The organism is Microcoleus sp. MON2_D5 (assembly GCF_036701905.1).
Classification (GTDB): domain Bacteria; phylum Cyanobacteriota; class Cyanobacteriia; order Cyanobacteriales; family Microcoleaceae; genus Microcoleus.
Genome location: NZ_JAUBRM010000025.1, coordinates 20,427 through 45,588 on the forward strand (window position 1 = coordinate 20,427; position 25,162 = coordinate 45,588).

Below are 25,162 nucleotides of genomic sequence, written 5' to 3' on the forward strand. Positions count from 1 at the left end.
TCTTTTAGGATAACGATATCGATAAGGAACCGTTGGGAAGGGCGAGCCGGTTTGCTTATCAAAACTGGTTCAAACCAAGACTTGCGGGCTAAAGGTTGTAGCGAATGGCGATCGGGGGTCATTCAAATCTATTGTCAATAAGCGACAAATATCGCTACCAGCGCACATTTACTTTGTTAATATCTCTCTACTTTTTTCAGAGTTAATTGTAGTGTATTATACAGAAATAATTAACATTATAAGATTTTGCTGTTTTAAAAGGGTTAACTGGTTTTCATTGGTGGACGAAATTTGGCGCTTAATCGTAAGTAATTTACCAAACTAAATATTAAAGGCTAAAACTTGAGAGTTCAGAATATTAGAGGTACAAGATCATGTCACTTATAGTTGCAGACAAACACAGAAATTTACAAAGATCGATCGCAGTTACTTGTAGCGCGATCGTCCTAGCATTATGTGGAAGTGGACTATCTGCTGATGCCGCCGAAACGCGATCGTCCAACAGTAGACGAACATTTGCTGATTGGTGTCGCCAAAAAGCTGATTTGAGTCCTGAAGCTAAACATACTGTTGAGGTGCTGTTGAAAAAAGCTGAGACTACAAACTGTGATGAGGCCGATCGGAAACTTTCGAGTCTCACTGAACTCGACCTCATCAACAATTCTATCAGCGACATCAAACCGCTAGAATCCTTGACCAACCTGACTGATCTAGACCTCACATTCAATCAAATCAGCGACCTCAAACCGCTAGAATCCTTAACTAATCTGATCGATCTCGACATCAGGAGCAATAAAATCAGCGACCTCAAACCGCTAGAATCCTTAACTAACCTGACTGTACTCTCCCTCGGCGAAAATCAAATCGGTGACATCCAACCGCTAGCATCTTTGACTAACCTAAAGCGTCTAGAGCTCTGGAAAAATCAGATCGGTGACATCAAGCCGCTAGTATCTTTGACTAACCTAACTTTGCTCTGGCTCAGCGAAAATCAGATCGGTGACATCAAACCGCTAGTATCTTTGACTAACCTGACTTCACTCAACCTCAGCTACAATCAGATCGGCGACATCAAACCGCTAGTATCTTTGACTAAACTGACTTCGCTCTGGCTCGACAAAACTCAAATCGGCGACATCAAACCGCTAGCATCCTTGACTAACCTGAGACAGCTCTTCCTCTACAACAATCATATCGGTGACATCAAGCAGCTAGCATCCTTGACTAGCTTGACTGAACTCTGGATCAACAACAATCAGATCGATGACATCAAACCGCTAGCGTCCTTGACTAACCTGACACAGCTCAACCTCAGCCACAATCAGATCGATGACCTCAAACCGCTAGCATCTTTGACTAACCTGACCGATCTCTGGCTCGACAGCAATGAAATCAACGACATCAAACCGCTAGCATCTTTGACTAACCTGACCGATCTCAGGCTCGACAGCAATGAAATCAACGACATCAAACCGCTAGCATCTTTGACTAACCTGACTTATCTCCGGCTCGTCAACAATCAGATCGGTGACATCAAACCGCTAGCATCTTTGACTAACCTGACTGAACTCGGGCTCAACGGAAATCCGATCGCTCCCAAAACTTGTCCCCTCAAACCAGAGTCTATCTGTCATTGGGAACCCTTAAATTAAATGCTAAAACTTTACAGGCGGTAGGGTGCGTCAGTGGGAAAATCCGAGTTTATCGTGCTCACCACAAGCCTGACGCACCATACAGGTTAATGGTGAATTAGTTGGGCGGATCAAAGCGGTTGACGGAGAGAGCAACACCGATCATCGGTAGCGCGACTCCGAAGCAAATCAGCCACTGATCCAAGTTCATCGGAGCCGTCTCAAATATGCGATTGACAAACGGAGAATTAGCAAAGATGATCTGCAAAATCACCGCCAGGACAATTCCCACACCGAGGGCGGGAGCACCGCTAACTTCTTCCTTAGAACCGCTAAACTTAGCAACCAAAGAAGGCAACAACTGGCTGAGACTCAACAGGTAAAAAATTCTCCCCATTACCAAAGCTTGAATCGCCATCGTGCGGGCCAGTTCCAAAGTTCCCCACTCCGCTTGGCGCACCCATTCAAACATCCCGAAAATCAGAGTCCAGTTGTAAAGAGAAATAGCGATGATCCGCTTGATCCGATTTCCGGTGAGAAAAGGTTCGTTGACCGGTCGGGGCTGCTGTTTCATGACTCCCACTGACTTGGGCTCGAAAGCCAGAGGCACAGTCATGGTGATCGAGTTGAGCATATTCAGCCAGAGAATTTGCAGCGACAAAATCGGCAATTCTCGACCTAGGAGCGTGCTGAGCAAAATTGTCATTGACTCCCCGCCGTTGACTGGGAGAATGAAGCTAATTGCTTTGAGCAGATTTTTGTAAACAGATCGCCCTTCTTCAACAGCAGATTCGATCGACGCAAAGTTATCGTCAGTCAGGATCATGTCCGCGGCTTCCTTAGAAACCTCCGTACCGCTGCCCATCGCAATGCCGATATCCGCTTGTTTGAGGGCTGGCGCGTCGTTAACGCCGTCTCCCGTCATCGCCACGATTTCGCCTTTTTGCTGCAAGGCTTCTACGAGGCGGAGTTTTTGTTCTGGGGCGACGCGGGCAAAAACTGAGCCGGCTTCTACGGCTTCGCCGAGTTCCTGCTTGCTCATTTCGGCGAGTTGAGCGCCGGTGTAGGCTACAAGTTCTCTGTGGTGTTTCGTTTTGCGGAATCCCATGCGGCGGGCGATCGCCTTGGCTGTAGCGATGTGGTCGCCGGTAATCATTTTGACTTGGATGCCGGCGGTTTGACAAGCTTGGACGGCTGCGATCGCTTCTGCCCGCGGCGGGTCAATCATGCCTTGCAGTCCCAAGAAAACCAGGCCTGACTCCAAATCCGAGTGATCGACGGAATTTTGGCTTTGGGGTACTGGCTTTTTCGCTAAAGCTAAGACGCGCAAGCCTTGCTTTGCCATTTCATCGACTTGATGGTGAATTTGTTCGCGATCGACTTTTACCGGATTTCCTTGAGTGTCGAGACTGGAACCGCAGCGGCCGAGAATGGATTCTACTGAACCTTTGACGTACAAAATTTTGCCACCAGTGGGAGTTCGGTGCAAAGTTGCCATGTATTGAAACTGAGATTCAAAGGGAATTGAATCCAGTCGCGGCATTGACTTTTCTAAAGTTTGCTGGCTCAATTCTGCTTTTTTACCAACAGCAATTAACGCTCCTTCTGTCGGATCTCCAACGACTATCCAATCATCATCTTTAAATTCCAAGTGAGAGTCATTGCAAATCATTCCGGCTTGCAAACATTCTTGCAAAGTTGGAGCTTGACTGACAGTAATTGGCAGTTGGTTGAGTTGAATTTCACCTTCCGGGCTGTATCCGTTACCCGTAACCGAGTAGGATGCGCCACCAGAATAGATTTCTTGCACCGTCATTTGGTTTTCCGTCAAAGTTCCGGTTTTGTCGGAACAGATGACTGTAGCGCCGCCGAGGGTTTCGACTGCGGGCAATTTGCGGACGATCGCGTGGCGATTTGCCATCCGGGAAACGCCTACGGCTAGGGTGACGGTAATGACGGCGGGTAAGCCTTCGGGAATTGCGCCGACAATCAGGGCGACTGCGGGTTCGACTGCTTCTTTAAAGGCTGAAACCCCCGCAGGGACTGGCCGCCCCAATCTGACAGCGAAGGTCAAGGTTGCCATTCCCAACACGAATAACAGCCAGTTTTGACTGAATTGGTTGAATTTGCGGGTTAAGGGGGTGGTGAGGTCGATGTGCCGATCTAATAGTTGGGAGATTTTGCCGGTTTCGGTTTTATTGGCGATCGCAATTACGATGCCGCTAGCTTGGCCAAAAGTGACAAAACTGCCGGCATAGGCCATGTTATCCCGTTCTGCTAGCGGCGTTTCTTGTGGCAGAACCAAGTCTCCAGATTGTCCTAATTCTTTTTCGACAGCAACTGATTCCCCGGTGAGTCCCGATTCGTCGATTTGCAAGTCGCGCACTTTCACTAAGCGCAAGTCTGCGGGTACTTTGTCGCCGGAACTCAGGGTTACTAAGTCACCAACTACGAGTTCTTTGGAGGGAATTCTTAATTTTTTGCCGCCCCGAATGACTGTGGCTTCGGTGGTGACAGCTTGGGCTAGGGCTTCAATTTTTTTCTCGGCTCCAGCTTCTTGGATGAAACTAATAGTAGCGTTGGTGGTTGTTACCCCCCAAATTACGCTAGCGTTTAGCCATTCTCCGATCACTGCTTTGATTAAACCTGCACTCAGCAAGATGATCAGGAGGGGTTGGTTAAATTGCAGGATGAATTTTAACCAGGCGGGTTTCCCTGCTTTAACCGTTAGTTCGTTGGGCCCGAATTTCTGTTGGCGATGGTTGGCTTCTGTCGGTTCTAAACCGCTTTCCAGGTTGGTTCCTAAGATAGTTGCAACCTTGGATATTTCTAGGTAGTGCCAATATTGCTCTGCTACGTCTACATCGTTGGCGGATCTTGATGGCATGATTCTTCCTGGATATTTGGGGTGTCTGACGAACTTCGATCGCTCATTAATAGGCACGCTCAATACAACTCACCGCTCGTTGGAGCGTGAATATATTGAGCGGCCTAATTGTTTGTGGATTACTTTAACGGGCTGTGACTTACATCTATATTACAACGGATGTGGCCGTTTGTGGCAAGAGATTTGGGGAATTTTTTCCGGCGCTAGATCTTGTTTGGGACTTGGTGGCTAAGATGGGGAAAAGTCGATCGAGTCCCTTGACATTTGGCAAATTTTAGGTGTGGTTAAAGAAATAGGGAATAAGGCAGGAGGCAAAAGAAAAATGCTGCCACTCCCCCACTCTCCTCCTCCTGGGCTGCTCCACGGACGATCGCATAAATGTTAAAACCCTAGTTTAAGCAACAAAATTTTGAGTTCACGGAAATACTTGTGACGCTGCTGCTGGGTTCGGTGCTGTTGGTCTGGGGAATGGGGTTCGGAAAGATGTTAGTTCGATCGTCCGTTACTGCTAACGATTTGTTTAAGGGCAGAAATTCGATCGTCCTGGCTGTAGCGATGCGATCGCCTGCGCTCGTTTTGACTTGGATGTCGGCTGTTTGACAAGCTGGGAGGGCTCCCAGATCAATTCATGACTCAATGCTATCAATTGCTAGTCTGCTCGCCCAAAACACTCAGCGCCCTTTAGACAATTGAATTGAGATTTTGGGCTGCATCGTTCAATTGTTGAGTGCCTAATTTGGTTTGAGTAATACCACTAGCGGTTTCTTTTGCCGATAGGTTGAGGCTGTTCATCGCCTCCACTACTTGTTGAATAGCCACGGCTTGTTGTTGGGCAGTTAGAGAAATTTGTTGATTGTTCAATACCACATTATTAACAGCATTTGCTACTTCCGAGAAAGCTGCTGCCGTTTCTTGACTGATTTTGGTTCCTTCTTCTACTGTTTTAGTACCTTCCTGTGTCACCGTTACAGTAGAATTTATCGCATTCTTGATATCACCGACTAGGCGGTTAATTTTCTCGGCAGATTTCTTACTTTTATCTGCTAGTTTGCGGATTTCTGTGGCTATGACAGTAAAACCTTTGGCGTTTTCGCCCGCCCGGACTGCTTCTACTGAGGCATTCAGTGCCAGCATATTTGTTTGATTGGCTAAATCTGTGACATCAGTAGAGATATTGCCAATCTGATGGGTTTGTTCGCTCAATTGCAGAATTTGTGCCGCGATCGCCCCGACATTTTCTTTCAATATTGTCATAGATTCCAGGGTTTGCTCCACTGCTAGGGTTCCCTTTTCAGTGATCTGTAAAGCTTGCCGTGCAGATTCCGCACCAGCGTGGGCTTGCTGGGCTGATTGTTGGGAAGTAGCGCCCAACTCATCCATTGTGATTGTAGTTTGATTTACAGATCTAGATTGCTGTGCGGCTGTGCGTTCCTGTTGTTCAACTGTGGCAGCAATCTCTGTGGAAGAACTAACAATCATATTGACTGACTGATTCATTCTCTTGGCAATGCCTGAAGCAATCCACAGAGCGATCGCAATTGCCGTAAGTGCAGCTAAAGCAGTGCTTAAAATCACGACTGTAGTCAGGAACTGCAAAGCTTGAATTTGCTCTTTTTCTCTGTTAGCTAAAATCTGTTCCTGGGTGCTTTCAAACTCCTTAGCTATAGCATCAACCTGACGAAGCTTTGGTACAATTTGTGTCTTCCACAAGTTAATTCCATCGTCTCGCTTACCTCGATCAACCAAAGAAAAGGCTTGTCTATAGCCTTGGTCTATCTGATCTTGTAATACATTCATTTCATCTAGCCGCTGGAGCTGCTTCGGGTTTTGAACCCGCTTAAGTAAATCCTGATAGAAAGAGTCAAAGCTGTTTACCCCTTCATTGTATTCAGTCAAGAAAGCTCTCTCTTGTCTCAGAAAATAGCCGCGAGCAGCTTTCTGCATACCTGAGAATCCCAGTTCAAGATCTTTTATGCCTATAACAATAGCATTAGAATTGTTTAGAATTTTCGCTTTTTCTTCTACTCCTTTAGCATTAAAAAAAACCCAAGTAGCTGCTCCAAATGAGAGCAAAATCGGTATGGAATATCCCCACAGGATACGCTCTCTTAATTTTGTGGCTTTGAAGTTAAGCATCTTAAAGTTTTCCTATAATTACAAAAAAAATTACTTAATCCCCTTCAAATCAATGGGAACGCCATATCCAAGTAACATCCGGTTTCTCAGATTTAAGTTGGCAAACATAGCAATATCTCCTTTTGGGTTAGGTAGCTGAATTATCTGATTGTCAACCATTGATTCACACTCATCAATAAAAACCTGGCAAAACTTAATGTCGAGCAAGCGATGCAGGTCAAGCCTTTAGCATTAAGGGTTGTTCTACCTGCTTCAATTTTGGATAAATCCGGTTTATTCGATTGTAACGATAAATTGAGGAACGAAACCCAAACATAGTCAAATTCTCTCTCCCACTCTTCCTCTCTCCAACTATTGATTGGGCTCCGCGATCGACTTGGAGCGTGTTACAACGTAGTTAAGCAACAAAATTTTGAGTTCATGGAAATAGTAGTGACGCTGGTGCTGGGTTCGGTGCTGTTTGTCTGGGGAATGCGCTTCGGGCGAGTGTTAGTTCGCTCGGGAGTGACGGCTAACGATTTGTTTAAGGGCAAAAATTCGATCGCCCTGCTGTTTTTGGGTTTTTATATTGCTTTGCTGCTACTGGCTCTAAATATGCCTCAAATGCCAGCTTTGCCGATCGAGTGGCGCTTTCACGGGATGCGAGTTACTTGGACTTTGCTACGAGTGATGCTGATGGGAGTCTGCGGTATTGGCTTTAGTATAAGTTGGTTGACAGCGCGATCGCAAGTAATCGCAGTAATTTTAATTTGCTTGTTGGGTGTGGGAGGATTTACAGGCGCTGAAAACTATTTTATGGCGCCAATTTACGCTGATTTAATAAATAATTTGCAGCCAAACGGTGTGTTTCGACAAACATCTAACAGCAGTTGCGCGCCGGCGGCGCTAGCAACAGTGTTAAGGCGTTGGGGAATCGATGCGACGGAATCGAGTGTAGCGCGTTTTGCCGGGACGAGTCGCTTGGGAACTTCCATGCCGCAGTTAATTATAGCAGCAAGAGCTTTGGGCGTAAATGCGATCGAACTAACGCCAACTTGGGAGCAAATTCAGCAAATTAATCGCCCCGGAGTGCTAGCAGTTTGGCTGTTTGACGGCCCTCGGAAGCTACCCCACGCGGTCGCTTTGCTGGGAATGAATGACAGTGTAGCTGCCATTGGAGACCCGGCGCGGGGCAGGATTTTCTATTTAGATAGGGCAACTTTTGCCCAGATTTGGCGAGAGGAATACGTGCCGATTTTCCGGTCTGCCGATATCTTGTTAAGCAATCAGCAAGCTATTGACTATTTGAGTAAATTAGGATATAATTCTGGTAATTTCCAAGCAGATATTGAGCGCTTTCAAAAAGAAAAAAAATTAAAAATCAGCGGTCACTTAGACCGGATGACTGAGTTAATGTTGAGCGGCAGTTTTTTGGAAGGAGTCCCCCGATTGGATGGGAAATAGTTATTACAAATCATCAAGCGCAGAGCACTCTTGACCGACAGAAAATAGGAATCATGCGGTTTTTTTTTCAAACAATCTTTGAGTTATTCGTTCATAGCGATCGCAAATATTCGATCGCCCCAGCAGACGATCGACGATCGCACCTTCGTAGCATGGCTGCATGAAATTACCCATATAACCGTAGGCAGTTGCATCTAATTCCTCCTCTATTTTGAGCGTTGCAGAATTTGAGGAGGATTCTTGTGGGGAGTAGGGTTAGGCGTCCCCCCCGCTGTGAAAATACACGCCTTCGGGGTACGAGAGTCCATGCCACAAAACCATCAAAATCATCCCGCAATTATGCAACACCCTATTGTTAAGGTCGATCGCACCTTTGCCACCCCTCACCGTTTTTGACAATTGGGAACAGTTGAATCGCTTTTTTTAGGCTCAGACACCTTGACTTCCCATCCAGGTAAATTCCACCAATTAACTCGCTGATTCGGCTGAATCCAAAAGTTTAGTTGCGTGATCTTGCCATCCTCAAATCTGAGTGTGGGAAAGGTAGGATAACTGGTATCATCGGTTTCGCGATAAGTGCGTCCAAGGTAATTCATGCAAGCCCTTAATCCATCACTAATTCCCAATTCTTCCACTCCCTTTCCCTTCAATTTGGCATCATCGTAGCTGAAAGAACCATTGAATGAATTCCCCGCTAACCCGCCTTTGGTAACAGTGATGGTGAAATCGTAGGTTACGGGAACTGCGTAGGCTTGGGTTGCAGTGACAACTGTGCTCAGAAGAGTCGTGGCGATCGCCACCGAGAGTTTTGAAATTGCTTGCACGCTCGCCTCCCGAAAAAGAACAACACTATAAATTTCGCTTCCAGTCATCGGGAAACTCCTTAACTACGCTTTTATCGTAAGTGATTTACCGGATATGATATCATAAGTAATCAGTTAAATGCGATCTGAGCAGAGTGCCAAGCGAACAAAAATTACCGCCTTTGGTTAATCAGGTATACTTTTTTTCACTGAAAACCCCAAGAGCAAACTTTCGCCTTTAATTGCCCAGAATTAACTCACTAGATTTAACAACATTCATTCCCGCCGCCGCAAATTTTTGATAAGCTGCATCTGCTTGTTCCGTAAAATCCACAACCCCCGGAACAACCACAGGCGAAGTGCAATCTTCCAGCAAATAAACCTTCTTTGCCCAATTCGGATCTCGCGCCAAAATTTCCGTTAACAAATCATCAATTGTCCAAGCAACGCAGTGACTTTTGGCTTGTCCGGCAATAATTACTGCATCAAAATCGAGCAATTTATCCATAAACTTAGCATTCTTTTCCGCAATCGGATTGCCGTCGAATCCATCTAAAACTTCCGGCCGCAAAACCGAATAATTTTCTGTCAGTGGATTCCCCCCTTTGATTTCAAAAAATGCTTGGCTGTTGCGGGCTATAGTATGAAAAAATACTGCTTCTTCCACCGCAGAAACCAGCGCGTGTCCGATGCCGCCCAGCATCGAGTGATAGGGCCAAATTGTCAGGGGATATTTCCCATCGTCGCTGAGTTTTTTGACGTAGTAGCAAGCCTGTTTTTCCAGTGCTGAAAAATTGGCGCCACTGATGCTGTGGGCGACGGCTGGATTGACTTTCCAAATGCCTTTTTGGACATCTTCGAGTGTAATAGAAGTTGCGGCTGGTAGGGGGTGTTCGCCTGCTTCGTCGATCCAAAAGATTGGATGAAAAATTTGCATGGCGGTGTGGGTATCCATTGTCGGCGCAATGGTTGTAATTGCATTTAAATTGCGGTAAATAAATTCGCACAGCCGCAGGTTGTCATCAACTGCACCGCTACCGGAACGGCCGCCCACAAATAATTCAAATTCGGGCAAACAAAAGGTATTTTGGGCATCAATTATCAGCAAACAAATGCGGTTTTCGTCGCTGGAGGCTGGCTGGATGCTGTACTGCTTTGCCCAATCTTTCGCTTGGGCGGCGCGTTCTCCGTAGGGGACTCGCCAGACTTCGCCTACTTTTTTATGGTCGAAATGTTCGGGGATTGGGAGTTGGGCTTTTGGTGTCATGACCTATCGCTTTTAGGGTAGTTTACAGTAATAATTTAAGTTGGCAGTATAATGCTGATAAATATTTGCGGGTGAATCATGCCAAAAGAACGAATCCAAGATTATGCTAGGGTAAAATTTAAACGCATAGTGTTGTTTTTTTCGCTCGCACTTTTACTCGCTCTCTTAATTGTAGCAACTAGATCTGCCTACGTTCAAGATGTTTTGAGAACTCTGTTAATGCGGATCGAAGATTTAGGCTGGTGGGGGCCAGTGGCTTTTGTAGCTATTTACAACTTGGCTACTGTGCTGTTTGTACCGGGTTCGGTACTGACGCTGGGAGGGGGGGCGATTTTTGGTTTGTGGTGGGGCTCTGTTTACGTTTTTGCGGCGTCCACTTTAGGTGCTGTATTTGCTTTTGCGATCGGGCGCTATTTGTGCCGCGATCGCGTGGTAAAATATATGGAATCTCACCCCAAGTTTAAAGCTCTCGATCGCGCAGTTTCCCAACAAGGATTAAAAATAGTTTTTTTAACTCGTCTTTGTCCTTTATTTCCTTTCAATTTATTGAATTACGCTCTGGGAATTACTCAGGTTTCTTTGAAAGATTACGTGCTGGGTTCCTTGGGCATGATACCGGGTACAATCATGTACGTTTACTCCGGTTCTTTGGTGGGGAATATTGCGACTATCGGCGCGTTTTGTCACTCAACAAATCCGCAAACAGAAGCAGCAAAATGGTCGCTCAATATCCTCGGTTTTCTGGCTACTGTTGCTGTAACTGTCTCTCTGACTAGGATAGCTAGCAAAGCTTTGGAAGAAAGTATTTAATTAGCAGGATTTGCCAATGTCGCAGTCAAAAGTCGATCGCGTAACTGTCCCCCCGATGGACGAACACAACCAGAAATTAGTCTCCTATTTGCATCCGCCCGATTGGGTAAATCCGCAACCGGCTAATTCTTATAATTTAGTAGTAATTGGCGCGGGACCCGCTGGATTAATTGTTGCTGCCGGTGCCGCAGGTTTGGGCGCGAAAGTAGCTTTGATTGAAAAACATTTAATGGGCGGCGACTGTTTGAATGTCGGTTGCGTGCCTTCAAAATCTTTAATTCGATCGTCTCGCACTGTCGGCGATATCTGGGAAGCAAATAAATTTGGTGTTAATGTTTCTGACAGTGTAGAAGTGGATTTTGCCGCTGTGATGGAACGGCTGCGCCGGATTAGGGCCGGAATCAGCGATGTTGATTCTGTTGAACGCTACCAGTACAAATTAGGAGTTGATGTTTTTTTAGGTTCGGGTCGTTTTACTAGCAATAATACTGTAGAAGTTGCAGGGCAAACTCTCCGCTTTAAAAAAGCAGTAATTGCCACAGGTGCAAGGGCACTACAACCGCAAATTCCCGGCTTGCAGGAAGCTGGATATCTGACAAATGAAACTGTCTTTAACCTCACAGAAAGACCTCAGCGTTTGGCAGTAATTGGCGCAGGGCCGATCGGCTGCGAATTGGCTCAAGCATTCCGGCGGCTGGGTTCGGAAGTCGTATTGCTGCACAAAAATGCTCAGATTTTAGACAAAGAAGATGCGGATGCTGCTAAAATCGTGCAGCAGGCTTTTGTACGCGAAGAAATTCAACTAATACTAGAATCCACAGTAGAGCGCGTTGAGAAAACAAATGCAGGCAAAGTAATTTATTATAAATATCAAGGTAAGGAAGCATCGGTAACAGTAGATGAAATTATTGTGAGTACAGGGCGATGGCCCAACGTGGAAGGGTTGAATCTGGAGGCGATCGGCGTCGAATACGACACACAAACTGGCGTCTTCGTCAACGATTATTTGCAAACTACTAATCCCCGCATTTATGCCGCCGGCGATATTTGCATGAAACATAAATTTACTCACGCTGCTGATTTTGCCGCAAGGATGGTGATTCAAAACACTCTATTTTTCGGACGCAAAAAGCTCAGCGCTTTGACGATACCTTGGTGTACTTACACAAACCCGGAAATTGCGCGCGTCGGATTGGGCGATCGCGAGGCTAAGGAAAAAGGCATTGATCTCGATACGTTTTTGATTCCGTTCAGTCAAGTCGATCGGGCAATTATTGACGGCGAAGAGGAAGGATTTGTGAAAATTTACGTCAAGAAAGGCAGCGATAAAATATTAGGTGCAACTATTGTAGCGCGACACGCTGGAGATATGATCGGCGAGATTACTTTGGCAATGGTTAACAATATTGGTTTGGGAAAGATTGCTAGCACAATTCACCCGTATCCGACACAAGCTGATGCAATTCGGAAAGCAGGAGATGCTTACAATCGCACTCGTTTGACTCCCTTTGTGAAGAATTTGTTTAATAAATGGCTGGCTTGGACGCGATAAATAATATCCAATCCGGTCGATCGGACGCGATATCTGTAGGACACGGCATTGCCGTGTCCTTACCCGTAACCCGTTCATTAACCGCATTGGGGATAATTTGAGACACTTTTGGTATTTCAAAAATCCCCTTCATCTACTTGAAATACAGTCATTCCCAACGACCGCCACATATCAACAACTTGCTGGCGATCGTCCAACACAAACTTAACATTATATTTTCCTTCAATATGTCGCCGATAGAACTCCTCTTTAATAATCGAATCCTTCCTCATATCTCCGGTTTTCCGCATATAAAGACTGGCATAATTGACCTCGTACTGCTGCAACCATTTTTCAGTTTGAGGCTGACAGTCATCCGTCCTGCCCGACACTACAATGATATTAACGCTGGACTGCCACTTGCGAACGGTATCTAAGACGGGCTGATTGGGCAAATCGCGATCGCACGTAGAAGCATCAAAAGGATTTCTGCCATTGAGAAGTGCCAGCGTACCGTCCATATCGACAATAATTGCATCCGGTAAATCCGGGTTATATTCCGGCGGCGCAACGGGAACCCGCACGTACTTATTGTACATCTTCATAATCACATCTTTGCCCACCGAATTAAGCCTTTTCAAATCCCGTTTAATACATTCCTCTACCGGAACTTGGAGAAAAGAATCATTAACTTCCACAACAGCTTTACCTTTAACCAACTCCTTAATATGCTCGATGTGAGGGCCAAAATTAGTATCATCAACAATGACGTGTTTGCCACTTTCCAAAGCCATCAAAATAATCGTATCTCTCAATTTCACAATAAACTTTTCATTTGCCGGCGACCAATGAGAAGCGTGAGCCATTTCTCTGAGCAAATCTTTATTGCTACGCACCCACTTGGCAGGTTCAGACAGCAGCAATTCCCTAGCAAATTGAGATTTTCCAGAAGCAGGTAAACCAACAAGTACAATAACTCTTTTCATGGTAAGAAGAAGGAAGAAGGAAGAAGGAAGTTCGGCAACGGATTCTGTAACGGATGTAACGGATGTAACGGATGTCAGGAAGAAGGAAGAAGGAATAATGCTCATACAGCAAGCTTTTTAGCCACCTGTATCTTAGGTTTAATTAGGTGCATTGACTTCTTGATTCTGTCACCTAAATATAATGTTAATCTTCGTTCGTAGTGAGGATGTTAGTCCTCCTTCAAGAAACGACTGTAGTCGTTACTACAAACCTAGATGGAGGTAATCTAAACCCAATAGCTCCTCTATTTTATGGATCGTAACATCACGGAGAGCTTCTTTCACTCCCGCAACTCTTCGGGCCCGCAAAGAAAACAAAATGCCGGAATACGGCAAATCTTTCACAGCTAATGCAAAATCTTTCTGAACTTCGATATGTTCGTGCTGTCGGTAAGCTTCCTCGATTTCTTCAACCAAAGATTGATATTTGTCTTTAACTTTTTGATACAACTCACTCCACTCAGGAAAATAAGCTAAAAACTCTTCTCCTTCATTAGTTAAAACAATTTCTATCAGGCGGCGGGTCGAAAACCCTTCGCGCAGATGGGAAATCGCGACATATTGCGGAGACTTAACTTTAACTCTGTTGAAGTTAGCGTCGCAGATAATATACCCTTCCGAATCCATCGGATCTAAATGTTGAGCCGCTTCGATAACTTCTTTCCAGCTAGTTAAAGGATAGGATGCGACCAATTCCCATCCGTATTTATTTGCCCAAAGACTCGGGTCTGTTTCTAGCAGCGTTTGAGTGTTGCGAACCCCGTGCAGCACGATTTGATTGTTTTTTGGCTGGACAACTATTCTATTGTAAGGCGTGATCAATTCAAAGATAAAACACTGGTCGGTTTCTTCCGGCAATTGATATCCCAATTCTTCTTGCCAGACTTTCCAAAAAAGTTCGGCAAAGCTGAACCCAAAACCATTAACTTCGCCGGCGGCGTCGGGAGTGCCGCTAGATTGCACTCTCCATTCTCCTTTGTAAAAATACAGTACAGTCAGAGAACCGTCTAGTTTTTCGTAAACTTTGGCATGACTCCAATCAATTGCAGCCGCGTGAATTTCTCCGTAATTAAAAAATTTGTCGTAGGGATAAGAAACTATCTGCCAATTTTGAGATGAATCTAAAATAATGCCTCGGCACTGCTGGACTATTTTTTCGCCCAGGGGAGATTCTATCTGCGAGTATTTCAGACAGACTAAATCGGGATATTGGCGGTGGCGGGTAACTTTGATATGATAAGTTTCGGACCAAGTTTCCAATCCGTGCTGGCGCAAATACTCTTGCAGTTCCACGATCGACTCCTAAATTGCTCGCCTTCTCTATATTATATATGACTTCATATTCTGCCAACCTTGTCAAGATAGTCAAAAAACATTTTTCCCGGAAAAGCGAGTCTTAATTTGGTATTTTGAATTATGGTTGTACATACGTGAATGCGGTTCGCCGCCCAACTAAACTATTGGAATATTAAGGGAAAAGACCGTGAAGAAGAAATTATTACTTTTGGCTACTTCTGCTTGTGTATTGACGGCTTTAGTACCTCCCTCGGTTGTTTTTGGATCTTCGCAATTGTCGCAGCGACAATCGGGAACAACACAAATTGCTCAAGGAGGCACTGCGTTTCCGGTAAATGAAATTTTGCGAAAGTTAAAAGGCAAAACGCAAGTGCCTATTTTTATTCCCAGCAGGATTCCGGTTCCGCAAAAAATGTACTATCCAACTACAGCAGAAGCCAACAGCTATAGTATTTCAATCGAGTATAAACCCGATTGCGGCGGTACGACTGTTTGCACTTTTGGGTCAATTCAAGGTCAAAAAGGCGGGGAGTTTACTACAAAACTAGAAGGGGTAACTAAGACGTTAAAAAATCTCAAGCTTGCGGGCGGAGTGAAAGGAGTTTTTCATAACGGTTGCGGGGCTTACTGCACAGCAACTCTTCAGTGGAAAACTCAGGGTTTTATGTATACCGTAGCCATTAAGAACGGACGAGAATCTGATTTAATTTTAATAGGAAATTCTGCTATTCAAGCTGGGAAGCGTTAAGTTTAGCAGTCGGGGAGGCACAACTTCTATATGTAGGGTGCGTAAGGGCGCACCTTACCGTTATTGTATGATATATCTTAACTCGCACTCGCCCCTTACAAGATGCTATTGTTTTTTTTGCGCTGACCTACTTAGGGGGAAATCAGGATGAGGGGAAGATGGCTATTTGCGGCGATTTTTACTTGTGTGGTGACTGCTTTTACGCTCGCACCTTTGACACCAAACTCAGCGTTAGCAAGGACTGAACTCCCCATTACAGAAATCCGCTGGTTTAATTATTCCCCTGAAGATAGCTGGCAACCGATACAGTTTATTGTGCCCGATCGCAACACTGCAAAATCTGCCGGCAGCCGCAAGTTGCGGTTGTACGATGTTCATATTGCCAAGATGTTTGAGATTTCTCATTTTCTGTGCGATCGCGATCGTGCTTCTGAAGGTTACAATTGGTCTTATCAAGCGGAAAATGGCAGTATTGAGATGGGACGCTTCAAAATTAGCTGCAATCTCGCCCGTTCCATAGCTCCAGCTTACGGCTTAGGGAAACCAGAAATTACAGTGATTCGCCGCCACTTCAACCTGAACAACGGCCGCCCTTCTATTGCGGTAGAGAAATATTCGATTCCCACTTTTAACATTGCTAAAAATAGAGTTGTGCAGTGGAGGGATTTTGTGCAAAAGTTTCCCCCAATCCCCGATAAGTCAGCAAACCAAGCTAACAGTATTTTTCCTGCGAGTAACATTTCTAGGCAAATCAAAGGCAAAACGCGAGTGCCTGTTTTTCTTCCGAGCATACTTCCTTTATCTAACACTCAGCAAGTTGATTTTGACGTGCAAGCAGGTTCCCACGGTTACATTGTGGAAATGTATTTAGGCAAAGGATGCCGCGCCGGAGCCTGTTATTTCGGCACCATCGAAGCTAAAAGAAATGAACCGTTTTCGCCTCCTTCGCAATTACCGCAGGATACTTACAGAAGCATTGAATTGGCCGGCGGCATCAGGGGGATTTATTTCAATAATTGCGGTGCTTACTGCACTGCTTTTGTTGAGTGGCAAAGGCTGGGGGTGCTGTACCGAGTCACAAGGAAAAACGGACGGCAGCAAGAAGTTGTCCAGATAGCAAATTCTGCACTTCAAGCAGGGCAACGTTAAATTTTGGTTAGAAATGGAAAAGGTACGCGCGAGCGAAGCTATCTTCCCGGAGGCGTTCCCGACGGGTAGGGAATCGACCTTTTCACTCCTCATAAACTTTATTCTGGACAAACTGAATGGTCGCGGTCAAACCAAATGATGTAGTAAACAGATTGAACGCGAAACCCAAATATCCGTTTTTTCTCATCAATTCGCATTTCGGATAACCTCTCATCTTCAGGAATATTGTCCGGCAAAGTCGGATGAATGTTAATCAACTTATAACCAGTTCCCACTGATTCACCTCGTTTTTTTGATCCGTGACCTTTGATTTGACCCCAAGTATATTTCTCAATTTTCTTTAGTCCTTCAATTAGGTCATTGATTTCTGATGAGGTCCAGTCAGACAAAAGCCAACGATTTTTATCTGCATAGGTAAATCTGAAGCTAGGATGCTCATCATCTGTACTGCTTGGTCGATTTAACTGAGTTGCCTGCTCTGGAATTCTACTTTGTTGCTTTTTTTGAGATGGCTTTGGTATGTGACTTTTTTTCCCCACTTACGCCTCCACCAAAGGTGCATAGCAGGATTTCATATCCTCGCGGGAGATGATTTTAGTTGATGTTTCCGCAGGTTCTAATCCCTTGCGGGCGTTGAGCCAAGGTGTCTCGGATTGCGTCAGTTCTGCAAGATGTTTAGCACTTAATTCTCCATAAGCATTCCAAACTTCTTCGAGAACCTCGATTTCATCTTCCTCAAATTCTTCTTCAAAATTATCGGGAGCCGGAATATCGCTATATTTGTAAGCTTTGTACTCATGCCAAACATCGCGGACAACTGGGCCGGAAACCCAAGCTTCAATATCTTGATCAAATAGCGGCTGGCTTCTAAAGACTAAACTCCAAGCTTGTGCATAATACACGAGCTTTTGCAGTTTCAGCCCAGAAATGGTATCGCCTGCTTCTCGATCGACACGACATAAAAAGTAACGAGCTACGTCAAGAGCACTTTTCATAGTTTTAGGATTTGAGTAATTTGACAAATTCACTTTTGATGCTAAGCTATTTGGTGGCTTTAGAAGTACGATCGCCCTTTTCCCCTCGCAACTAAATTGATCTCCCCAAATCCCGCAACCTTTGAGCTAATTCTTTCTCGCTGCTGCTGAGCTAACTCCTCATCCCAACCAGGTTCATCGGGTTCGACCCTAGGTAAATCTTACATCGCCGGCCACCTTTGCTTCGGAATGTCGATCGCCCCCGCGCCAGCGACGGGCAATGCTGGATGGGAAACATCATCAAGGCTCACTGCTACTGGCGGTCAAAATCTGGTATTTCTCTTTTATCGCCCGAATTGTCCCAACCAGCAATTAAAGTCCCCACCTGCGGTACGCTAGATCAGGTGAATATATTGGCTGATTTCAAGCTATCCTCCGATCGATCTTATGTCCCCAACCACATCTGCCCCTTCCCGAACCGTTCGCATCGGTTCTCGCAAAAGCCAACTCGCTCTCGTGCAAACCCACTGGGTGCAAGAACAGCTACAGAAACACTTCCCGGAACACACTTTTGAAGTCCACACCATGTCAACCCAAGGGGACATAATTCTTGATGTCGCCCTCGCTAAAATTGGCGATAAAGGACTTTTCACCAAAGAATTAGAAACGGGGATGATTAACAATGAAACGGACTTTGCCGTTCATTCCCTCAAAGATTTGCCTACCAATTTGCCGGAAGGTTTAATTTTAGGATGCGTCACCGAACGGGAAAATCCCGCTGACGCCTTGGTAGTTCACTCCAAGCACAAAGACAAGCAACTCGACACTCTCCCAGAAGGTTCTGTAATCGGCACTTCTTCCCTGCGGCGGCTAGCTCAACTGCGACACCATTTCCCTCATTTTGAATTTAAAGATATTCGCGGCAATCTCAATACTCGACTCGCTAAATTAGATGAGGGCGGTTACGACGCCATTATTTTAGCAGTTGCTGGCCTCGAAAGATTGGGAATGGGCGATCGCATCCACCAAATTATCCCTGCTGAAATCTCCCTTCACGCCGTCGGACAAGGTGCTTTGGGCATCGAATGCCGCGCTGGAGATACGGAAATCATGGCCGTGATTAAAGCTCTCGAACACTCGGAAACTGCCCAAAGATGTTATGCCGAACGCGCATTTCTGCGGGAGTTAGAAGGTGGCTGTCAAGTGCCGATCGGCGTCAATACCAAAATAGAAAACGGTCAATTAACCTTAACCGGAATGGTATCGAGTCTCGACGGCAAGCGGTTCGTCAAAGATACTGTTTCCGGCGCCGCCGAGACTGCTGAAATGCTGGGAATTGACCTCGCTCACCGACTGCGGCAACAGGGTGCTAGTGCAATTTTGGAGGAAATATTTGTCCAAGTTCAACGTGGTTCCTAAAACCGATCGGCATCTATTTGTTAAGGCGTTGAGACGCGACCTATCGCCTTTAGTAAAATAAAAATAACAGGCGGTTCGCTTTGGCTTTCATAGGTAGAGTAGCAGTCTGATTGTAGATTTTTGGTGGGGATTTTAGATAGGACTTGCGCGATAGATTTCAAAAATATCTGACTACTTTAGGACGCTCCGCACGGGTGTTAAGCAACCCGGTTTCTGATGTAAGTCTCGCTGTATAGCCCAAGATTTATGGTAAAAACCGGTTTTTTTTCGTAAGTCCTATAGTTCTTAACCTACCCACCCATAATCTACAATCAAACATCCAAAATTAATCAGCAATTTATTTCAGGTAAAGGCAAAATATGAGCGCTAGAGAAATTCAATTAAAGCTGGAATTGAAAAAGGTTCAGCAACTGTATAGCAAAATGCAGGCAGACCAACAAGCTTTGCAGAAGCAATTGAAAGAGTTCAAAACTCAAGCAGGAAATTTGTCGGATGTAGTCGAGCAAGTCTTGCCGTCCGTAGTGTCAATTTACGTCATGGATTGGGATACAGAAGAAGAGATTTCTTCTGGAAGCGGGTTCTTTGTATCGCCGGACATAATTGTCACGAACTATCACGTTGTAGAAGATATTGCCGATCAAGATTACTTCTATGAAGAAGATGAAATCGAACAGGTTTTAGTCGAAACTCACGACGGAAAATTGAGATTGGCCGAGGTGGTGTTTACTGGTAATGCTGAAGAAGATTTAGCATTACTCTTAATTAGCGATTTTACCTTCGACCCGAACACAGGGGAACAAGTGGATTCTCCCCAAGAATATCCTCCCCTAGAGTTGTCTTTTGATGTGAAAGTGGGAGATAGAGTAATTGCTGTGGGCAATCCTTTGGGGCAGTTTGCTTCAACTGTAACTCAAGGTATTGTGAGTGCAATTCGCGAACCCGAGGAATATGAAGAAGGCGAGGACGAAGAAGATGGTGTTGCTGAGGTGAAGGTGTTGCAAACTGATGCGGCGATTAATCCGGGCAATTCCGGCGGGCCACTGATTAATATGGCAGGTCAAGTGGTTGGGGTGAATACGTGGGGATGGGAAGATGCTGATAATATTAATTTGGCGATCGCCTCTGAAGCTTTGGATGATTTTCTAGCGGGATTTGAGGAGACTTTTGAGGAAAATTCTCAGAATTAGTCGGGAGTTGTCCGGGGAGCATCTCACATTTGTAAAAACACTTCTTCTGGCTCCTTCCTTCTTCTTCTTTCCTCCTGTCTCCTGTCTCCTGCCTCAAAACTCCAATTTCTAGCTTGGCTGCTTTCATTGAGATGCTCCCGTTCTCCGTACTATGTGATTCGAGCGTTGGCGAAGCCCTCGAAGATGATCCCTCTTTTTCTCAGAGGGGATGAAAAAGGCGATCGCTATTTCCTTAATTACATACTGATGGCTTTGCGTGCAGTTTTACTAATGCGTAAAGGTGAGCAGACTGCATACAATTTTTGATGTTTACCGGCCCTCAGAAAGTGAAAGATAAATTTGATTAGATCGTGAAAATTCTCGCGGGAGGGGAGTACGGGCGATCGCTCTTTTTGTCACCGCACAGCGACGTGGATGGAAAAAGGGCGATCGCATTCTTGAATAAACTGCGATCGCTACAGCAACTCAGATTTATACTTGTTTTTGGACGGCGCGTTAATATTGTGTCGCTCGCCATTTAAACTTAATCTAGACTAACAATTTCAAGGAACACAAAAAAATAATGCGTATTTTATTTGTATCCGCCGAAGCAGCACCTCTCGCCAAAGTCGGCGGTATGGGCGATGTCGTCGGCGCTTTGCCTAAATTTCTGCGGCGCATGGGACACGATGTCCGCATCTTCATGCCCTACTACGGTTTTATCCCCGACAAAATGGACGTTCCCAAAAAACCTGTTTGGGATGGGGCTGCCATGTTCCAAAGCTTCTCGGTGTTTGAAACTGTTTTGCCGGGAACCGATGTACCTTTATACTTAATGCAACATCCATCTTTCTTGCCGCGCCGCGTTTACGGCGGTTTAGATGAAGATTGGAGGTTCACTTTCTTTGCCAATGCTGCGGCTGAATTTGCCTGGAATCACTGGAAGCCCCAAATTATCCACTGTCACGACTGGCATACGGGGATGATACCTGTTTGGATGAGCCACGATCCTGATATCAGCACAGTTTTTACTATTCACAATTTAGCTTATCAAGGGCCGTGGCGCTGGCGTTTGGAGCAGATGACTTGGTGTCCTTGGTATATGCAAGGTCACAATACCATGGCTGCCGCAGTACAGTTTGCCGATCGAGTAAATACAGTTTCCCCGACTTACGCCGAGCAAATCAAAACCCCAGCTTATGGGGAAACTTTGGAAGGTTTGCTGTCTTACATCGGCGGTAAAGTATCGGGCATTTTGAACGGAATTGATACAGAATCTTACAACCCAGCAACTGACAAGTACCTCCATCAACAATTTAGTGTTGATACTATTGAAAAGCGCCCCGCTAATAAAATTGCGCTGCAAGAAGAAGTCGGTTTGGAAGTGAATAAAAATGCTTTTTTGATCGGCATGGTGACGCGGCTGGTAGAACAGAAGGGATTGGATTTGATAATTCAAATGCTCGATCTGTTCATGGCCTATACCGACGCTCAATTTATTGTACTCGGAACGGGCGATCGCTACTACGAAACCCAACTCTGGCAAATGACAGCCCGCTATCCCGGCCGGATGTCCACCCAACTACTTTACAACGAAGCTCTCTCCCGGCGCGTTTACGCAGGCTGCGACAGCTTCCTGATGCCCAGCCGTTTCGAGCCCTGCGGCATCAGCCAAATGCTCGCCCTCCGCTACGGGTGCGTGCCAATGGTTCGCCGCACCGGCGGTTTAGTCGATACCGTTTCTCATAACAACCCGATCGACAATACTGGTACAGGTTACTGTTTCGATCGCTACGAGCCCCTCGATTTGTTCACCTGCATGATCAGAACTTGGGAAGGTTTCCGCTACAAAGATAAGTGGAGAGAACTGCAACAGCGCGGCATGAGAGAAGATTTTAGCTGGGATATTTCGGCCCGGAAATACATCAACTTGTACAGCGATATTTTGGGACTGCCACCCGAAGAAACCGCACCGCAACAAGAGCCGGAATTGAGCGTTGGCAAGGGTTAATTTTAGTAAGGTGCGTCAGTCGGTGTTTGATTCAAATGAATCGAAGGGCGATCGGCTGACACAGCTTACAGCTTAGTAAGGTGCATCAGTCGGTGTTTGATTCAATTTAATCGATCGACTGACTACTGACAAATTAATCAACAAATAAATCGAGAGGTAAATGACCGTAAGTTCCGCTAACTCCACCTTCTGAGGAAGATTGGCACGACACCAAAACGCCCCGGTAAGTTCCGGGATAGGCGTCAACATAATACGAACCCTTCAAAGTATTGAACTTAATATAAACCGAACCAGCAAAGGTCGAGACAGCATTGGGATCTAAAACAGCTTGATATCCCAAAGCTTTTAAATAAGCTTCTAAAGCTAAAAACCCCTCATCCATGGAAGAAGCGCACACTCCCAACATTTGATAATCCGACAAACTTGCTACCAGCAAAATCGCTTGACGGAGTGCCTTTTTTTCGAGGGGCGATGCTACAGATTGCATATCCAGACAAGTGAAATCTTTGAGGATTTGCTGTGCTTCTTCAACAGTTAGAGTAGTCGGGTTGTGAGTAGACATGAATTGCTCTGATATTTCCCAAAATTACGATCGACCATCGGGCACTCGTCAACGAATTTCTGTCATTGCAACCCTCAATCGACGGCGGTAACACTTGCACAAGTCCTGATTATAGCCCATTGTGTGCTCTGGCAATCAATTCGGGCGATCGTCTTCAATGGCTTAGCCCCCGCCCGTATCGCAGAAAAAAGCTAGTAGTTTTTACCCCCGTTTTCAAGTTTAGATCAGTCCGCGTTTTTTCAGCTTTGCTAGCGCATCTTCGGCCGCATTTTTCTCAGCATCTTTTTTGCTTTTGCCTTTACCTTCTCCATAAAGTTTCTCTGCGACATAAACTTTAGCGAGAAATTCCGGCTTGTGGGGTGTGCCTCCTGCTTGGACTGTCACATATTTGGGGGGAGTCGTGTCACCGTTGGCCTGTACCCATTCCTGAAAGCGATTTTTCGAGTCTACAGTCGATCGAGTTTCCACCACATTTTCGGGAACAGAATCAAACATTTGTTGCACAAAGTTGCGAACTTTGTCCATGTCTTGCGTGTCGAGATAGTAAGCGCCAATAAATGCTTCAAAAGTGCTGCTGAGCAAATTGGGATTTGTAATCCCACCTTCTCGATAAGCTCCTTTTCCGAGCCGCATTTTTAAGTCTAAACCGATTTCAGTAGCAAATCTGGCTAATTGTTTTTCATCTACTAATGCAGAACGTCGGCGAGTCAGTTGGTCTTCTCCCATTTCTGGGTGACGCTGATAGAGATATTCGCCGCTGAGAAAAGTCAGCAAAGCATCGCCGAGAAATTCTAAGCGTTCGTTGTCTTCTTCGCGGAATGTGGGGTTTTCGTTGACGTAGGAACGGTGAGTGAGCGCTTGGCGCAGCAGTTTTTCATTTTTGAAGTCGGGAAGGGTAATTTTGAGTTCTTGTGTTGGATTAGTTAATGGCATAGGAGTTTGGTAATGGTTATTGTTTGTAGAGTTTTGTGTTGTTATGGGGACATGAAAGAGCCGCCGATAGCGGTAGGTTGGGAGAATCTAGTTTATCAAATAAACTGGATTTTTGCTATCTGCGGCGATGTAAATTTTAACTGATATTTGGCGGTTCTACTATTAGCCCATTAGTCCGTCTCTCCGCCAGGGGTTAAAACCCCTGCCTCATAGCTAAAGTCCTCTAAAGAGGACTGAAGATTGTGTTTTTTTTACTGTATGTCAGTCGGTTTTAACCGACTTTAGCTATTAGCCAGGGAATTCATTCCCTGGCGGGCTGTGTGGCTTCAAGCAGATAAATTATCTGCTTCTATTTACATATAATTGCTGATCCTGCAATCGGATTTTTCCATCTTTCACGGCAGCCTTAACCAACTCGCTAAAGCGTGAAAATGTTTTTCCCTGATGTGGGCAGACAGAAGTTACTCCCTGATACTTGGGAAAAAGCTGCAACATTAGGTTGTTAATAAAACCTAATCCTGTACCCTTCCCTTTACTTAATGCTGTTTTGATAGCTTGTATCAAATACTCAACAGCCTCATTGTAAGTGAGATGACACTGAACCTTTTCTATTTGCTGCTGAGTCTTGGGCGCTACCAAGCTAGGCAATTCATCAAGAAAGTGGAAGTCACTACCTACAAGTTCTTTTAGCTTTTGTTTGACATTACCTCGCTGAGCAAAGACTATAACTTTTTTGCCACGCTCTTTTAAATTGCGAACCAAGTTTACAAAGTCGCCATCTCCTGATACAAGGATAACTGTATCGGGAGGCCGATTGCTGTAACTATCATCAAGACAGTCAACCATCAATTGATTATCGGCACTATTTTTTAGAGGACAGGGAACATCGATACATTTAAAACCAAGGCTTTGCAGCTTGTTTTTTGCAGAAACTTGATCGGGACAGAGTGAATTGTAGTAGACTTTTGCTTCAATCAAGATCCCCTGCAATTTGGCAAATTCTAGCAATTGACTACCTAGAATTTGAGTTAAGTGTGTGTTCTGAAGATCGACGTAAATAGAAACTAGAGGCTGCAACTGCTCGGTTTGTTTGCCAATTGCTGAATGATTGTCCGCCATTGTATTATTTCCTAAAATTAGGTGGGCTGGACAGCCTCGACATATCGCGCATCTAGCATTAAGGGAACGTTGTCTGTGAATTTGCTCAAAAATGAACATTTCGGCACAGGACAATCTGTTACCACAAAACACTATAATTTTGTAGGGATTTGATTAGCGTCTTAGCTACAGGGTTTACAGAACTGGAACGAGTTTAGTAGCAGCCCGCTGAAGGGAAATGGAACTCAATAATGTTTCGATTTTTTCAAGCTT

22 protein-coding genes are annotated in these 25,162 nt (G+C 45.2%); 11 read left to right on the top strand and 11 right to left on the bottom strand.

All coding sequences use genetic code 11. The features are described 5' to 3' along the window. The first annotated feature begins 374 nt into the window (after window positions 1–374). Window positions 375–1,652 carry a leucine-rich repeat domain-containing protein gene (locus tag QUA47_RS11340; RefSeq protein ID WP_333430809.1) on the top strand — a complete coding sequence of 426 codons (1,278 nt, stop codon included), beginning with the start codon at window positions 375–377 and terminating at the stop codon, window positions 1,650–1,652. Between the two features lie 97 nt (window positions 1,653–1,749). On the opposite strand, the gene QUA47_RS11345 is transcribed toward QUA47_RS11340, so the two are convergent. Beyond that, window positions 1,750–4,518, bottom strand: a complete 2,769-nt coding sequence (locus QUA47_RS11345) for an HAD-IC family P-type ATPase (protein ID WP_333430810.1) — start codon at window positions 4,516–4,518, stop codon at window positions 1,750–1,752. Window positions 4,519–4,947: 429 nt separating this feature from the next. Between QUA47_RS11345 and QUA47_RS11350 the strand changes: the two genes are divergently transcribed. Next, window positions 4,948–5,118 carry a hypothetical protein gene (locus QUA47_RS11350; RefSeq protein WP_333430811.1) on the top strand — a complete coding sequence of 57 codons (171 nt, stop codon included), beginning with the start codon at window positions 4,948–4,950 and terminating at the stop codon, window positions 5,116–5,118. A gap of 81 nt (window positions 5,119–5,199) precedes the next feature. On the opposite strand, the gene QUA47_RS11355 is transcribed toward QUA47_RS11350, so the two are convergent. Continuing rightward, window positions 5,200–6,654 carry a methyl-accepting chemotaxis protein gene (locus QUA47_RS11355; RefSeq protein ID WP_333430812.1) on the bottom strand — a complete coding sequence of 485 codons (1,455 nt, stop codon included), beginning with the start codon at window positions 6,652–6,654 and terminating at the stop codon, window positions 5,200–5,202. 420 nt (window positions 6,655–7,074) lie between these two features. On the opposite strand from QUA47_RS11355, the gene QUA47_RS11360 reads away from it, so the two are divergent. Continuing rightward, a complete protein-coding gene (locus QUA47_RS11360) occupies window positions 7,075–8,097 on the top strand; it encodes a cysteine peptidase family C39 domain-containing protein (protein WP_333430813.1) in 1,023 nt (340 codons plus the stop codon). Window positions 8,098–8,480: 383 nt separating this feature from the next. Here QUA47_RS11360 and QUA47_RS11365 read toward each other — a convergent pair whose 3' ends face one another. Beyond that, window positions 8,481–8,969 (bottom strand): hypothetical protein, encoded by a 489-nt coding sequence (locus QUA47_RS11365; protein ID WP_333430814.1) that lies wholly within the window; start codon window positions 8,967–8,969, stop codon window positions 8,481–8,483. 169 nt (window positions 8,970–9,138) lie between these two features. Continuing rightward, complete coding sequence (locus tag QUA47_RS11370) at window positions 9,139–10,167, bottom strand: isochorismatase (RefSeq protein ID WP_333430815.1); 1,029 nt, start codon at window positions 10,165–10,167, stop codon at window positions 9,139–9,141. Window positions 10,168–10,245: 78 nt separating this feature from the next. On the opposite strand from QUA47_RS11370, the gene QUA47_RS11375 reads away from it, so the two are divergent. Together QUA47_RS11375 and QUA47_RS11380 are read left to right on the top strand one after the other, a co-directional pair. Next, the gene (locus tag QUA47_RS11375; protein ID WP_333430816.1) at window positions 10,246–10,977 is read left to right on the top strand and encodes a TVP38/TMEM64 family protein; all 732 of its coding nucleotides are present in this window, start codon (window positions 10,246–10,248) and stop codon (window positions 10,975–10,977) included. Between the two features lie 16 nt (window positions 10,978–10,993). Beyond that, on the top strand, window positions 10,994–12,529 hold the full coding sequence (locus QUA47_RS11380; RefSeq protein WP_333430817.1) for a mercuric reductase: 1,536 nt from the start codon (window positions 10,994–10,996) through the stop codon (window positions 12,527–12,529). A 116-nt stretch (window positions 12,530–12,645) separates the two neighbouring features. Here the strand turns inward: QUA47_RS11380 and QUA47_RS11385 are convergent, their stop codons facing one another. Then, entirely contained in the window at window positions 12,646–13,599 is a 954-nt protein-coding gene (locus tag QUA47_RS11385; protein WP_333430818.1) for a phosphatase domain-containing protein, read from the bottom strand. A gap of 138 nt (window positions 13,600–13,737) precedes the next feature. Further along, window positions 13,738–14,826, bottom strand: coding sequence for a T4 RnlA family RNA ligase (locus QUA47_RS11390; RefSeq protein ID WP_333430819.1), 1,089 nt, complete (start codon window positions 14,824–14,826; stop codon window positions 13,738–13,740). Between the two features lie 190 nt (window positions 14,827–15,016). Between QUA47_RS11390 and QUA47_RS11395 the strand changes: the two genes are divergently transcribed. Both QUA47_RS11395 and QUA47_RS11400 read left to right on the top strand, forming a co-directional pair. Further along, window positions 15,017–15,577, top strand: a complete 561-nt coding sequence (locus tag QUA47_RS11395; protein WP_333430820.1) for a hypothetical protein — start codon at window positions 15,017–15,019, stop codon at window positions 15,575–15,577. A 147-nt stretch (window positions 15,578–15,724) separates the two neighbouring features. Further along, the gene (locus tag QUA47_RS11400) at window positions 15,725–16,726 is read left to right on the top strand and encodes a hypothetical protein (protein WP_333430821.1); all 1,002 of its coding nucleotides are present in this window, start codon (window positions 15,725–15,727) and stop codon (window positions 16,724–16,726) included. A 98-nt stretch (window positions 16,727–16,824) separates the two neighbouring features. Here the strand turns inward: QUA47_RS11400 and QUA47_RS11405 are convergent, their stop codons facing one another. Beyond that, window positions 16,825–17,265 carry an MAG6450 family protein gene (locus tag QUA47_RS11405; RefSeq protein WP_333074115.1) on the bottom strand — a complete coding sequence of 147 codons (441 nt, stop codon included), beginning with the start codon at window positions 17,263–17,265 and terminating at the stop codon, window positions 16,825–16,827. Next, window positions 17,266–17,721 (bottom strand): type II toxin-antitoxin system antitoxin SocA domain-containing protein, encoded by a 456-nt coding sequence (locus QUA47_RS11410; protein WP_333430822.1) that lies wholly within the window; start codon window positions 17,719–17,721, stop codon window positions 17,266–17,268. A 426-nt stretch (window positions 17,722–18,147) separates the two neighbouring features. Here QUA47_RS11410 and hemC point away from each other — a divergent pair, with 426 nt between their 5' ends. From hemC to glgA, 4 genes are all read left to right on the top strand, one after another. Further along, complete coding sequence (hemC, locus tag QUA47_RS11415) at window positions 18,148–19,119, top strand: hydroxymethylbilane synthase (RefSeq protein ID WP_006632532.1); 972 nt, start codon at window positions 18,148–18,150, stop codon at window positions 19,117–19,119. Between the two features lie 359 nt (window positions 19,120–19,478). Next, the gene (locus tag QUA47_RS11420; protein ID WP_333430823.1) at window positions 19,479–20,306 is read left to right on the top strand and encodes a trypsin-like peptidase domain-containing protein; all 828 of its coding nucleotides are present in this window, start codon (window positions 19,479–19,481) and stop codon (window positions 20,304–20,306) included. A gap of 350 nt (window positions 20,307–20,656) precedes the next feature. Next, complete coding sequence (locus tag QUA47_RS11425; RefSeq protein ID WP_158307965.1) at window positions 20,657–20,827, top strand: hypothetical protein; 171 nt, start codon at window positions 20,657–20,659, stop codon at window positions 20,825–20,827. A 41-nt stretch (window positions 20,828–20,868) separates the two neighbouring features. Further along, window positions 20,869–22,296 carry a glycogen synthase GlgA gene (gene glgA / locus QUA47_RS11430; RefSeq protein ID WP_333285754.1) on the top strand — a complete coding sequence of 476 codons (1,428 nt, stop codon included), beginning with the start codon at window positions 20,869–20,871 and terminating at the stop codon, window positions 22,294–22,296. Window positions 22,297–22,429: 133 nt separating this feature from the next. Here the strand turns inward: glgA and QUA47_RS11435 are convergent, their stop codons facing one another. The 3 genes from QUA47_RS11435 to QUA47_RS11445 form a co-directional block, all read right to left on the bottom strand. Next, complete coding sequence (locus QUA47_RS11435; RefSeq protein ID WP_333430824.1) at window positions 22,430–22,858, bottom strand: DUF1824 family protein; 429 nt, start codon at window positions 22,856–22,858, stop codon at window positions 22,430–22,432. A gap of 219 nt (window positions 22,859–23,077) precedes the next feature. After that, on the bottom strand, window positions 23,078–23,791 hold the full coding sequence (gene rnc, locus QUA47_RS11440; RefSeq protein WP_333430825.1) for a ribonuclease III: 714 nt from the start codon (window positions 23,789–23,791) through the stop codon (window positions 23,078–23,080). Between the two features lie 339 nt (window positions 23,792–24,130). Beyond that, window positions 24,131–24,910: an NYN domain-containing protein gene (locus QUA47_RS11445; protein WP_199292414.1), complete on the bottom strand. Its 780-nt coding sequence runs from the start codon at window positions 24,908–24,910 to the stop codon at window positions 24,131–24,133. Between the last annotated feature and the right edge of the window lie 252 nt (window positions 24,911–25,162).

Bases quoted from the DNA above. Each gene is read 5' to 3' on its own strand.
- QUA47_RS11340 (WP_333430809.1), top strand. From the start codon at position 375: ATGTCACTTATAGTTGCAGACAAACACAGAAATTTACAAAGATCGATC.
- QUA47_RS11345 (WP_333430810.1), bottom strand. From the start codon at position 4,518: ATGCCATCAAGATCCGCCAACGATGTAGACGTAGCAGAGCAATATTGG.
- QUA47_RS11355 (WP_333430812.1), bottom strand. From the start codon at position 6,654: ATGCTTAACTTCAAAGCCACAAAATTAAGAGAGCGTATCCTGTGGGGA.
- QUA47_RS11360 (WP_333430813.1), top strand. From the start codon at position 7,075: ATGGAAATAGTAGTGACGCTGGTGCTGGGTTCGGTGCTGTTTGTCTGG.
- QUA47_RS11365 (WP_333430814.1), bottom strand. From the start codon at position 8,969: ATGACTGGAAGCGAAATTTATAGTGTTGTTCTTTTTCGGGAGGCGAGC.
- QUA47_RS11370 (WP_333430815.1), bottom strand. From the start codon at position 10,167: ATGACACCAAAAGCCCAACTCCCAATCCCCGAACATTTCGACCATAAA.
- QUA47_RS11375 (WP_333430816.1), top strand. From the start codon at position 10,246: ATGCCAAAAGAACGAATCCAAGATTATGCTAGGGTAAAATTTAAACGC.
- QUA47_RS11380 (WP_333430817.1), top strand. From the start codon at position 10,994: ATGTCGCAGTCAAAAGTCGATCGCGTAACTGTCCCCCCGATGGACGAA.
- QUA47_RS11385 (WP_333430818.1), bottom strand. From the start codon at position 13,599: ATGAGCATTATTCCTTCTTCCTTCTTCCTGACATCCGTTACATCCGTT.
- QUA47_RS11400 (WP_333430821.1), top strand. From the start codon at position 15,725: ATGAGGGGAAGATGGCTATTTGCGGCGATTTTTACTTGTGTGGTGACT.
- QUA47_RS11410 (WP_333430822.1), bottom strand. From the start codon at position 17,721: ATGAAAAGTGCTCTTGACGTAGCTCGTTACTTTTTATGTCGTGTCGAT.
- hemC (WP_006632532.1), top strand. From the start codon at position 18,148: ATGTCCCCAACCACATCTGCCCCTTCCCGAACCGTTCGCATCGGTTCT.
- QUA47_RS11420 (WP_333430823.1), top strand. From the start codon at position 19,479: ATGAGCGCTAGAGAAATTCAATTAAAGCTGGAATTGAAAAAGGTTCAG.
- glgA (WP_333285754.1), top strand. From the start codon at position 20,869: ATGCGTATTTTATTTGTATCCGCCGAAGCAGCACCTCTCGCCAAAGTC.
- QUA47_RS11435 (WP_333430824.1), bottom strand. From the start codon at position 22,858: ATGTCTACTCACAACCCGACTACTCTAACTGTTGAAGAAGCACAGCAA.
- rnc (WP_333430825.1), bottom strand. From the start codon at position 23,791: ATGCCATTAACTAATCCAACACAAGAACTCAAAATTACCCTTCCCGAC.
- QUA47_RS11445 (WP_199292414.1), bottom strand. From the start codon at position 24,910: ATGGCGGACAATCATTCAGCAATTGGCAAACAAACCGAGCAGTTGCAG.